Origin of the sequence: Paracoccus sp. (in: a-proteobacteria) (genome assembly GCF_035556475.1) — a bacterium.
Lineage (GTDB): Bacteria > Pseudomonadota > Alphaproteobacteria > Rhodobacterales > Rhodobacteraceae > Paracoccus.
The window spans coordinates 1-10,767 of sequence record NZ_DATMFA010000021.1 but is presented as its reverse complement, the minus strand read 5'-3'; the positions used below and the strand labels follow the sequence as shown (position 1 = coordinate 10,767).

Genomic DNA, 10,767 nt, shown 5'->3' with positions numbered 1-10,767 from the left:
CCCGCGATCTCTCGCCGGAGCGCGAGCTCGCCGCGCGGGTCCGGGTAGATCTGTGCCGCGCTGGCTTCGGCCCGGACAGCGTTTGCGCGGATACGTGCGAAGAGCGTTGCCGGAAAGGTCTCCGGCGCGGGGACGCCCATCTGGAAGAAGGCGGGGCCTTGGGTCATCTCCTGATAGGTTTCGAGGAACGAGCCGGGATCGGGCCGCGGCTCGCTTTTGACCACCGCGCGAGGACGGGCGGCGACCCGGGTGCCGGTCGCGCGTGATGCGACGATCAGTTGGGCTGCGTTCAATTTCTCGTAGGCTGCCCGCACGGTTCCCCGCGCGACACCGAGCTGCACGGAAAGATCCTGCCAGGAGGGCAAGCGCGTGCCCGGTTCGAGCACGCCGCGTTCGATCGCGACCGCAATGCCATACCGGATCTGCTCGGCGAGCGGTACTCTGGCGGTGCGATCGACGCTGAGGTTCAGGGGTTTGGTCATACTGCTGTGGTACACTATTCTTTTGCGTTTTTGGTTCTTTTTTCTGACCCAGAAGAGAGGCATCTTCCGTGCAGAAAAAGGGAGAAGGCCCATGAAGGTTCGAACCATTGTCACCACTGCCTGTACGGCCATGGCCTTCTCGATGGCCACCGCAGTCGACGCCGATGACGTCGAGGCAGAAACCGTTAGACCGAGCTTCGAGGCCGCGATTCCCAATATCCCCGGCAAGTCGATGATCGTGGTTGAAGTCGATTACGCGCCGGGTGAATGACGGTGAGACGCGCATTTACCGGGCCGGCGAAAGCTGGTCCGAACCGCCGGGTGCGCGTCATTCGGTCAGCCGCAATGCAAGCAAGACCGCCCCGGCGAAGCTGCTGGCAGTTTTCGTTCTCGATACGGGTGACAGCCCGCTGACCACACCTGTCAGGTGACTGAAAAGGATTAAGAAAGATGACCAAACGACTGGATTATAACCAAATTTCTCCGAACGGCGCCAAGGCACTCGGGGGCGTGTATGGTTATGTCGTGCAGAGCAGATTGCCGGCCGAACTGGTGGAGCTTGTCTATCTGCGGGTATCGCAGATTAACAACTGCGCCTTTTGCCTCGACATGCACACGCGCGATCTCACCAAGAAAGGGGTGCCCATCGAAAAGCTCGCTCTGCTGCAAGCATGGGACGAAGGCGGCGATCTTTTCAGCGAGACCGAGCGCGCTGCGCTGGCTTGGGCCGAGACGGTGACGCGGGTTGCCCAAACCGGCGTCCCCGATGACGCTTACCAGGCCGCACGCACAGTATTCGACGAGAAGGAACTGGTCGACCTCACGATCGCGATCAGCTTGATGAATGCCTATAACCGCATGGCGATCAGCTTTCGCAACACGCCCCAGGCGGCCGTCAAGAAATAGCGAAGTGCGACCCTTTCGGTAGCGTGGTCGCTCTGGAGGCCGCGGCGCGAAGGGGGCGATCACGCCGCCTTCCGCGTCGTCGAGCCAGCTGCCATCATTGCGTATCGTGAAGATGGGCGGGGACGTCACCAAGGCGCGTTCCCCAGAGCGCCCGGCCCACGAAGGCAAGGCGGTTCCGGGGACGGTCAAGCGCCTCGGGTCAAAAGGCTACGGTTTCCGGGCCTTTCAAAGCAAGGATCTCGCGGGCTTCGTCAGGGGTGGCGATTGCCAGACCCAGACCTTCGATGATCTGCCGCGCGCGGTTCACCTGTTCGGCATTGCTGCGCGCAAGTTGGCCTGGCCCGTTCCACAGTGAATCTTCCAGGCCGACACGCACATGCCCACCCATGGCCGCTGCCATGGCGGCAATGGGCATCTGGTTTTTGCCCGCGCCCAGCACCGACCACCGATACTCATCGCCGAACAGCCGATCTGCGGTGCGCTTCATATGCATCACATCCTCGGGGTGAGCGCCGATGCCGCCCATCAGGCCAAAGACAGTCTGGATGAACAGCGGCCCCTTGACGATTCCGGCGTCACGGAAATGCTTCAGGTTGTAAAGATGCGCGCTGTCATAGCACTCAAACTCGAACCGGGTGCCATTGGCACCCAAAGTGGTCAGAATGTGCTCGATGTCGCCGAAGGTGTTGCGAAAGACGATATCGCGATTGCCCAAGTAATCCTTTTCCCACTGATGCTTCAGCTGGCCGTCGAAGCGGTTCAGCATCGGGAAGAGGCCAAAGTTCATCGTGCCCATGTTCAGGGATGCGACCTCGGGCTTCCAGGTCGCGGCGGGGCGGATACGCTCCTGAATTGTCATCGTGGGCGCTCCGCCGGTCGTGATGTTGACCACGCAATCGCTGCGTTGCTTGATGACGCGCAGGAAAGGCTCGAAAGCTTCGGGCGTCTGGTCGGGCCGACCGTCCCGTGGATCGCGTGCGTGCAAATGCACGATGGCCGCCCCGGCCTCTGCTGCACCGATCGCAGCCTCGGCTATTTCGGATGCGGTCACCGGCAGGTATTCCGACATCGAGGGCGTATGAATAGCGCCCGTCACGGCGCAGGTGATGATCGTCTTGCGAGGCTTGGCCATTCAATCGTTCCTTTCGCAGCGGCTGCGCAGATGGCGGTCAAGCGCCGCCAGTTCCCGGTCACGCCAGTCCTGACGCGCGCGGATATCGGATTGCGGGAAAGCATCGGCCACGATCTGGCCAGCGCTCTCGGTAAAGGCTTCGCCGCGGGCGGCGCTATCCGTCAGCTGTGCCAGCATCGGACCATAGCGACGGATATAGTCCGGCACGCCGCCCGGAGCGTTCAGCAGGATCGTCTCCATCGGACCCATGAAGGCCCAGCGGCGGCCAAGGCCATGTCGGATGGTGTCGTCCAACCCCTGCACATCAATCACGCCCTGCTCGACCAGGCTCAAGGATTCCGCGAGCAGGACAGCCTGCAAGCGGTTCAGCACGAAGCCCTCGATTTCCCGCGACAGGCGGGCGGGTACCTGACCGACGCTGCGAAACAAGGCGCTGGCCCGGTCCATGACTTCAGGTGAGGTTTGGGGTGAAGGGCAAAGCTCGACGATGGGGACGAGATGCGGCGGGTTGACCGGATGCGCAACCAGACAGCGCGCCGCCCCTGCCAGTCCGTCGGACCAGACCGAGGGCATCAATGCCGAGCTGGATGAGGCCAGGATCGTGCCGGGCGCTGCCAGACGGTCCATTTCGGCAAAGAGCGCGCGCTTGATCTCTGCGTTTTCGGGGCCGTTCTCCTGCACCCAATCCGCACCCTCCAGTGCCTCGGCCAGCGTGGCGCAGGCGGTGATGCGCCCCGCGATGGCCGAGTCGCCACCAGCATCGCGGATCATCGAGGCGATATCATCGCCCAGCCGCGCCAACACATTCGGATCAGCGTCCCAGACCCGGACCGTCAACCCCGCGCGGGCAAAAACCATGGCCCAGGAGCGGCCGATCAGGCCGGCTCCGACAATGGCGATTTTGGTCATCCGAATACTCTCCTCAAAGCCACAACACCTTGCGGCGCAGTTCAATATCTGTTGCCAGCGCGCGCGAAGGCCCGTCATGGAACACCCGGCCCATTTCCAGCGCCACCGTGCGATCCGACAGCGCCAGAGCCAGATCGAGATTGTGATCGACGATGACGATAGACAGGTGTTCGCGCAGCTTGTCGAAACTGTGGAAGAGCTGCTCGACCACTGCGGGCGCCAGCCCCTCGAACGGCTCATCCAGCAGCAGCACGCGCGTATCGCCTGACAGCGCCCGGGCCACGGCGGCCATCTGCTGTTCGCCTCCAGACAGGCGATCGGCTTCGGTTTCCATCCGTTCGCCGAGACGCGGGAAGAACTCGAGGATCTGCTCGTCACTCCAATGGCTGCCCGAGCCGGTGCGGCGTTTGAGGCGGCCGAGTTCAAGGTTTTCGCGCACCGTCATCCCGGCAAAAAGGCCTCGGCCTTGCGGGACGTAGCCGATGCCTGCGCGAGCGATGGTTGCGGGATCAAGCCCGGCCAGCTCATGGTTTTCCAGCCGGATCGAACCCGAACTGACCGGCGCGATTCCGATCATCGATTTCAGCAGGGTGGATTTCCCGGCCCCGTTGCGACCCAGAAGCGCCAGGATTTCACCCTTGCGGATGTCAAATCCGACATCGTGAAGGATATGGCTTTTGCCGTAATGCACGTTCACGTTGTCGAGCATGCAGATAGTTTCGCCGATCACGCCGGGATGCGCGCTGGCCGCAACCTCGGCGGTTCCCGAGCCGATATAGATCTCGCGCACTTTGTCCGAAGCGCGGGCATCGGCGACCGTCCCGTCCAACAGCACCTTGCCCTCGTTCATGACGGTCACATGGTCTGCCAGCGAAAAAACGCGATCGATGTCATGTTCGACCAGCAGGACCGGAATATCGGCCGAAACCTGCTTGATCAGGTTGCCCACCCGCTCGCGCTCCGCGACCGAAAGCCCGGCGAGCGGCTCGTCTGCCAGAAGCACACGCGGATGGTTCGCCAGCGCAAGCCCAAGATCCAGAAGGCGCTGGCCGCCATAGGACAGCGATCCGGCCTTTGCGCCTTCCATACCGGCCAGCCCGACCCAAGCGAGGATCTGGCGGGCTTTATTGTTGATGCGCTCGATGCGGTCGGCCCGCAACCACGGATTCATCCGTGCGGGATCGCCCGCCTGAAGGGCGAGGCGGACATTTTCCTGCACGGAGAGATCGGGAAACAGGCTGGTGATCTGAAAGGAGCGCCCCATGCCCATCTCGGCGATGCGGTCGGCCGGCAGGCCGGCGACCTGATGACCAGCAAGGGTCACGCTGCCGCTGTTCGGGGTCAGCATTCCTGTCAGCAGGTTGAAGGCCGTGGTCTTGCCCGCGCCGTTCGGACCGATCAATGCGTGCAGACTGCGATCCCGCACGTCGATGCTGACGCCATCCACCGCTTTGAAGGCACCGAAGCTCTTGACGATATCCGTGGCCTTCAGGACCGAACCGGCAGGGTCGCCCTGCGCGCGGAGCATCTCGGGCAAAGGCAGAACCTCGACTTTGCGATCGGCCATGGCAGCGGCCAGGTCGGGGCCGGGGAAAAGCCGCGCCGCAATCTGGCGGCCGATGCCGATCAGCCCATCGCGCGCAAAAAGCACGAAGCCCATGAACACCAGACCGAACCAAAACAGCCAGTTTTCGGTATAGATCGACAGGTATTCGCGAAACAGGATATAGAACAGAGCCCCCAGCGCCGGTCCGAGGAAGCCGCGCATGCCGCCAATTACCGTCATGGCCAGAAGTTCGCCCGAAAAGATGATGGACATCGGCTCGGCAGAGGTCATGCGGTTCTTGTAAAGCAGGAGCGCCCCCGCCAGCGCCGCGATGCTGGCTGAGATCACGAAGGCCGCCAGCTTGTATCGGCGCGTCCGATAGCCAAGAGCGGTGGCGCGGGTCTCATTCTCGCGTATCGCCTCGAGGACGTGGCCCAGTGGCGAATTGACCAACCGCCACAGCAGCGCCACCACGACAAGGGACAGCAAGACGATGGCGATATAGAAACTCATGCTGTCGTTCAGGTCGATGCCGAGCAGGACCGGACGCTCGATTCCGCCGAGACCATTCTCGCCCCCGGTAACGGCAGTCCAGCGAAAGGCGACCGTAAAGCCCAAGGCAGAAAGCGCCAGCGTCATCAGCGAGAAATACACCCCACGCCGGCGCAACATCAGCCAGCCGAAGCCTGCCGACACCACACCCGTCAGCGCAATTGCGGCCAGAAGCGGCAGAACGAAGGCGTGGCCCGGCAGTGCCAGCGCAACCAGTGCCGCGATATAGGCGCCCAGACCAAACCATGCACCATGACCAAAGGACACGAGGCCGGTATAGCCCGCCAGCAGGTTCAGCCCCATGCAGGCCAGGGCATAGATGACCACTTCGGCCGCCGAGGTGGTCGTGAGGCCAATGGCATTCATCAGCGCAGGCAAAGCCGCCGCGGCGACAATCGCGACGAGAAGTGGATGGATCAAAAGATTTCTGGTCATCAAGGATCACTCGAAGCGCAGAATGCGCTCTCCCATCAGGCCCCGCGGACGCAGCAGCAGGACGAGGAACATCAGCAGATAGATCGCGGCCAACGACCAAGATGGCAGTCCGATGGCGATCACCAGCCCCTTGACCAGTCCGACCAGCATCGCGGCCCAGACCACCCCCCAGAACGAGCCCAGCCCTCCGATCACGACCACGACGAAGGCTGCGGTCAGCACCTCGGCGCCCATGGCGGGATGCACGGGCACGATGGGCGCCATCAGCACTCCGGCAAGTCCTGCGAGCCCGATTGCGATACCCGCGACTGCCGACAGATAGGGACGCAGGGAAATGCCCATCGCGGCGAGGATGTCCGGGTTCTGGATTCCCGCCCGCACGATCCGCCCGAAAGCCGTGCGGTTCAGCAAAAGCCACAGGCCGGAGACCGCGACGATCGCGACAGCGATCAGGAAGATGCGATAGCGCGAATAGATGAAATCCCCCAAGAAGACCTGCCCACGCAGGATATGCGGGATGTTGTAGGCGAGGGGTGCAGATCCGAAATACCAGCGGAGCGCCTGTTCGATCACCATCGCGAGTCCAAAGGTCAGCAACAGCGAATAGAGCGGATCAGCGCGGTAGAAGCGGGTAAAGAGAAGCCGCTCGGTAATCATGCCAAGACCTGCCACCAGCAGGGGCACGATGATGACGGCGCCGAAGAAGCCCGTGTAGGGTGTGACGACGATCGCCAGATAGGCGCCTATGGCGAAGAACGCGCCATGCGCGAGGTTCACAATGCCGCCGAGAGAAAAGATCAGCGACAAACCGATGGCGATCAGCAGATAATAGAAGCCATCCAGCAGCCCGTTCAAAAGCTGCGAAAGGAACAGAAACATGCTCGGCGATCCCGGCTTGGGTGAGGACGGGGCAATGCTTGCCCCGCCAGGTCGTCATGAGTGGGCGTTCGCGACGCAGAGGCGCGCGGCAGGAAAAGCCCCATCAGGACGAGAAGCTGCAAACGCCGCCGACCGCATCGGCGATCAGGGTTTCCAGCGGTTGATCGGGTGCCGGTAGCGGGTCGGAGGTCGTGAAGATGTCCCATTCATTCTCGGCCTCGTCCGGCGGCAAGGCGGTGATCGCGTAGATTTCCTGCAAGAGCTGGTGGCTCTCGGGATGGAAGTAGCCTTCGCGGGTTTTCATCATGTCGAACTTTGCCTCGGGCGACTCGAAATAGTCGATGATGGCAGCGGCGTCGGTACCCTTGGTCTCGCGAATGGCCTGCGCCATGATGTGGATGGCCATGTAGTCGCCCCAGGCCTGATTTTCGGGCGGCTTACCGTATTTGTCCGAGAATGCTTTGACGAAGGCCTGCGATTTCTCGGTCTGGATCTGGTGGTTCCAGACGCATGGCCAGGTGCCGCGAAAATTCTCGGCACCTGCGGCCCAGGCTGAGGCAGTGTCGAAGCCGAAGCCCCCCAGCGGGAACTCCAGTCCGAATTCACCGTATTGCTTGAAGAAGCTGGTGATCTGCGTGCCGGCAAGGTTCAGCGCCACCAGATCCGGCTTGGCCTCGCGGATCTTCAGCATGAAAGATGAGAAGTCGGTGGCATCCGTCGGGATCAGATCTTCGCCCGCCAATGTGCCGCCATTGCGTTTCAGGAAAGCGTTGGCGCCCTTCGACAGATCATGGCCGAAGGCATAGTCGGCAGTCAGGAGATACCAACTCTTGCCCTCGACCAGACCGTTCTTCAACAGATGTTGACCCTCGGCATTGACGTACATCACGTTCTGCGTCTCGACGTGGAACATATGCCGCTTGCAGTCGCTGCCGCGGAGCGCATCGGAATTGGCGCCGGTGTTGATGAACAACCGCTTGGCCCGCTCGGCAGTCTGGGCGATCGTCAGCGCCGAGGCAGACGAGATCTCTCCGACAATGGCGGCAACCTTGTCCCGCTCGATCATGCGCTCGGCCTTGGTCGAGGCCGTCTGAGGGTTGACCGAGTCCTCCTTGATGACCTGCAACTGTCGTCCGTCGATGCCCCCGGCAGCGTTGATCTCGTCCACCGCGAGATCAACCGCCATGACGGCATACTCACCCAAGGGGCCCAGGAAGCCCGTTCGTGGCGTCAGATGACCCAGAATGATGGGGCCGTCTTGCGCCCGCACAATGGCAGGCGCGGCCAGCGAACCCACGGCAAGGGCAGTTCCGGTCATCAAAAATTTGCGGCGATCGATCTTGGATTGGCTCATTGAAACAGTCCTCCCTCTGTCCGAAGCAAGATCGCTGCAACCTCCCAATTGCCGCAATCTGAGATCACAGTTTATCGTTGATTCTAATATGTCAAATGTTTTGCGGCTTTATCGCTTGCAAACTGAGATCACAATTGTCAGCTTGAGCGGGAAAGGAGCCGGATCAATGACGCTCCACCCCACAGCTGCGACCCTGCCGGAACGCCCAGAACCGCTGGCGCGACAGGTTTATGGCATTCTTTCGGAAATGCTGCTCTCGGGACAACTCAGGCCTGCGGACCGGATGTCCATGCGCGATCTGGCCGAACGTCTGGGTGTCTCGGTCATGCCGGTTCGAGATGCCGTCAGCCGACTTGTCGCCGCAGGTGCGCTGGAAAGCAGCCCCAATCGCGCGGTGGCGGTGCCGGTGATGACACGGGCCGGTTTCCGCGACCTGACCGAGGTGCGCATTCATAACGAAACCTGGGCCGCATCGCTTGCGGCGCAGCGCATGTCCGTACCGGAACTGGACCAGCTGCGCCAATTGGAACGGGGGTTTTGCGAGGCACTGGCAAGCGGGGACAGCCGCGATGCGGTGCGCGCGAACAAGACATTGCATTTCCACATCTATGACGGCGCCGGATCACCGGTCTTGCGCGATGTGATTTCGACAATGTGGCTCAAGGCGGGGCCGGTGATCACGTTGGATCTGGGCGAGGCCTCGCGTCGAACGCGCAATGCCGCCTCGATCAGCAATCACGCGGATTTGGTCCGCGCACTCTGTATCCGCGACGGTGAAGGCGCGGCACGGGCGATGAAGGCGGATATCCGTTCAGCAGCCGAGTTCATCCTCTCGAGAGACGTGTTGCGGGACTGATAAGGTAAGAAAGGGTGAGGGATGGATCTCGACTTGAAGGGCTTGCGGGTTATCGTGACTGCGGGTGCCAGCGGCATCGGACGTGCGATCGTCGACGCGTTTCTGGCCGAAGGCGCACAGGTTGCCACTTGCGACATTGATAGCGCGGCGCTGGACACTCTGCCCCCGGCGGTGTTTCGCCAGCACATCGATGTGGGCGATGCAGAGGCCCTGCGCGGGTTTCTTGCCGCGTCAATCACCGCGCTTGGTGGGCTGGACTGTCTGGTCAACAACGCGGGCATTGCTGGCCCCACCGCGCGGATCGAGGACATCGACCTGACCTCCTGGCACAAGTGCATCGACATTTGCCTGACAAGTCAGTTCATTGCCTGCGCCGCTTGCGTCGATTCCCTGCGCTCGAGCGCAAACGCCTCGATTATCAACCTGTCCTCAGTGGCGGGTCGGGTGGGGTTCAAACTGCGAACCCCCTATGCGGCAGCAAAATGGGGGGTGATCGGCCTCACGAAATCCTTGTCGATCGAACTGGGGCCGGACGATATCCGCGTCAACGCGATACTGCCCGGATTGGTCGCCGGTGACCGCCAGCGTCGTGTTCTGGAGGCCAAGGCGCAGTCTCAAGGTCGTAGCGTCTCCGAGGTAGAGGCAGAGGCGTTTTCGTTCACGTCGATCCGACATTATGTCGACCCCGCGCAGATTGCGGATCAGATCATCTATCTGGCCAGTCGACGCGGGGCGGCTGTGTCTGGACAGGCGATTTCGGTCTGCGGCGATACTCAGATGCTGGCCTGACAATGTCGATCTGAAGGAGAGAGTATGAACCCCCTGAAACAGCGCATCCTTGCAGGCGAGCAGATCGCTGCCGCATGGGTTCAACTTGGCAGTCCCGACATTGCCGAGATATTGGTCCATCACGGGTGGAAGGTGCTGGTCATCGACGGCGAACATGGCCGCGGCGGGATCGAGGACTGGGTCGCCATCGCCCGCGCGGTCGAGGCGGCAGGCGGCGAGGTGGTCCTGCGCGTCCCCGACGGATCGGACACCATCTTGAAGCAGGTGCTTGACCGAGGCTTCCGGTCGCTGATCGTGCCATTCGTGAACACCGCCTCTCAGGCGCGATCCATCGCTGCCGCCGCACGTTATCCGGGCCTGGGTCATCGCGGCTATTGTGCGCCGATCATCCGCGCCTCGGGCTGGGGATCGCGCGCGGCGTATGCGCGGCAAGAGGCCTCGGAGGAGCTGTTGCTGATACTGCAATGTGAACATGCCGAAGCCGTCGAGAACCTTGCAGAGATCGTATCCGTGCCGGGGGTGGATATGGTGTTCATCGGCCCAAATGATCTGGCTGGCTCGATTGACCACCTGGAGCGGACGCTCGATCCTGCCCCGCAGGCGCTGATCAAGCGGATCGAAGAAACGGCCGCGGGCCTTGGCAAGCCGTTGGCCACGATCATCGGGGCCGGACGAAGTTGGAGCGATCTATGGGCGCTTGGATATCGCTTAGTGGTTGGCCCCAATGATGTTTCGCTCATCATCGACGGCGCGCGCCGAACGGCTGCAGAACGTGATCTGTTGCCGTCGCCGTCCCAGGCTCCAGACCCATTGATTTCGTGCCTTTGGCGTGTTTCAGGCTCCGCAAGGAGAACTGACCGATGGGCAATTTTTTCTGGCTGAGCGAGGCGCAGATGGAGCGGCTAAGGCCCTTCTTTCCCAAGAGCC

At 62.0% G+C, this 10,767-nt stretch carries 12 protein-coding genes; 6 read left to right on the top strand and 6 right to left on the bottom strand.

The genetic code is table 11. The features are described from left to right. Nucleotides 1–482, bottom strand: a 482-nt coding sequence (locus VNQ78_RS02740) for a GntR family transcriptional regulator (protein ID WP_325686340.1), incomplete at its 3' end; no start/stop codon positions are given. 91 nt (nt 483–573) lie between these two features. Here VNQ78_RS02740 and VNQ78_RS02735 point away from each other — a divergent pair. The 3 genes from VNQ78_RS02735 to VNQ78_RS02725 are packed head-to-tail and all read left to right on the top strand — an operon-like array spanning nt 574 to nt 1,388. Beyond that, complete coding sequence (locus VNQ78_RS02735) at nt 574–753, top strand: hypothetical protein (RefSeq protein ID WP_325686338.1); 180 nt, start codon at nt 574–576, stop codon at nt 751–753. Next, nucleotides 725–913, top strand: a complete 189-nt coding sequence (locus VNQ78_RS02730; RefSeq protein WP_325686336.1) for a cupin domain-containing protein — start codon at nt 725–727, stop codon at nt 911–913. The genes VNQ78_RS02735 and VNQ78_RS02730 overlap by 29 nt, the downstream gene beginning before the upstream one ends. Before the next feature lie 19 nt (nt 914–932). Continuing rightward, complete coding sequence (locus VNQ78_RS02725) at nt 933–1,388, top strand: carboxymuconolactone decarboxylase family protein (RefSeq protein WP_325686334.1); 456 nt, start codon at nt 933–935, stop codon at nt 1,386–1,388. A gap of 199 nt (nt 1,389–1,587) precedes the next feature. Here the strand turns inward: VNQ78_RS02725 and VNQ78_RS02720 are convergent, their stop codons facing one another. The 5 genes from VNQ78_RS02720 to VNQ78_RS02700 all read right to left on the bottom strand — a co-directional run bounded on the left by VNQ78_RS02720 (nt 1,588) and on the right by VNQ78_RS02700 (nt 8,159). Then, a complete protein-coding gene (locus VNQ78_RS02720; protein ID WP_325686332.1) occupies nt 1,588–2,520 on the bottom strand; it encodes a 3-keto-5-aminohexanoate cleavage protein in 933 nt (310 codons plus the stop codon). Further along, on the bottom strand, nt 2,521–3,429 hold the full coding sequence (locus VNQ78_RS02715) for a 3-hydroxyacyl-CoA dehydrogenase (protein ID WP_325686330.1): 909 nt from the start codon (nt 3,427–3,429) through the stop codon (nt 2,521–2,523). A gap of 13 nt (nt 3,430–3,442) precedes the next feature. Next, nucleotides 3,443–5,962, bottom strand: coding sequence for a branched-chain amino acid ABC transporter ATP-binding protein/permease (locus tag VNQ78_RS02710; RefSeq protein WP_325686328.1), 2,520 nt, complete (start codon nt 5,960–5,962; stop codon nt 3,443–3,445). Between the two features lie 6 nt (nt 5,963–5,968). Further along, on the bottom strand, nt 5,969–6,841 hold the full coding sequence (locus VNQ78_RS02705; RefSeq protein ID WP_325686326.1) for a branched-chain amino acid ABC transporter permease: 873 nt from the start codon (nt 6,839–6,841) through the stop codon (nt 5,969–5,971). A 103-nt stretch (nt 6,842–6,944) separates the two neighbouring features. After that, nucleotides 6,945–8,159 carry an ABC transporter substrate-binding protein gene (locus tag VNQ78_RS02700; RefSeq protein ID WP_325686324.1) on the bottom strand — a complete coding sequence of 405 codons (1,215 nt, stop codon included), beginning with the start codon at nt 8,157–8,159 and terminating at the stop codon, nt 6,945–6,947. 22 nt (nt 8,160–8,181) lie between these two features. Between VNQ78_RS02700 and VNQ78_RS02695 the strand changes: the two genes are divergently transcribed. Genes VNQ78_RS02695 through VNQ78_RS02685 form a run of 3 tightly spaced genes read left to right on the top strand, consistent with a single transcriptional unit; the run spans nt 8,182 to nt 10,722 of the window. Further along, nucleotides 8,182–9,051, top strand: a complete 870-nt coding sequence (locus tag VNQ78_RS02695) for a GntR family transcriptional regulator (protein ID WP_325686322.1) — start codon at nt 8,182–8,184, stop codon at nt 9,049–9,051. A 21-nt stretch (nt 9,052–9,072) separates the two neighbouring features. Next, a complete protein-coding gene (locus VNQ78_RS02690) occupies nt 9,073–9,840 on the top strand; it encodes an SDR family oxidoreductase (RefSeq protein ID WP_325686320.1) in 768 nt (255 codons plus the stop codon). Nucleotides 9,841–9,864: 24 nt separating this feature from the next. Further along, entirely contained in the window at nt 9,865–10,722 is an 858-nt protein-coding gene (locus VNQ78_RS02685; protein WP_325686318.1) for an HpcH/HpaI aldolase family protein, read from the top strand. Nucleotides 10,723–10,767: the final 45 nt, after the last annotated feature.

Coding starts and splice junctions, on each gene's coding strand:
- VNQ78_RS02685 (WP_325686318.1), top strand. CDS start 9,865: ATGAACCCCCTGAAACAGCGCATCCTTGCAGGCGAGCAGATCGCTGCC.
- VNQ78_RS02690 (WP_325686320.1), top strand. CDS start 9,073: ATGGATCTCGACTTGAAGGGCTTGCGGGTTATCGTGACTGCGGGTGCC.
- VNQ78_RS02705 (WP_325686326.1), bottom strand. CDS start 6,841: ATGTTTCTGTTCCTTTCGCAGCTTTTGAACGGGCTGCTGGATGGCTTC.
- VNQ78_RS02710 (WP_325686328.1), bottom strand. CDS start 5,962: ATGACCAGAAATCTTTTGATCCATCCACTTCTCGTCGCGATTGTCGCC.
- VNQ78_RS02735 (WP_325686338.1), top strand. CDS start 574: ATGAAGGTTCGAACCATTGTCACCACTGCCTGTACGGCCATGGCCTTC.
- VNQ78_RS02725 (WP_325686334.1), top strand. CDS start 933: ATGACCAAACGACTGGATTATAACCAAATTTCTCCGAACGGCGCCAAG.
- VNQ78_RS02700 (WP_325686324.1), bottom strand. CDS start 8,159: ATGACCGGAACTGCCCTTGCCGTGGGTTCGCTGGCCGCGCCTGCCATT.
- VNQ78_RS02720 (WP_325686332.1), bottom strand. CDS start 2,520: ATGGCCAAGCCTCGCAAGACGATCATCACCTGCGCCGTGACGGGCGCT.
- VNQ78_RS02715 (WP_325686330.1), bottom strand. CDS start 3,429: ATGACCAAAATCGCCATTGTCGGAGCCGGCCTGATCGGCCGCTCCTGG.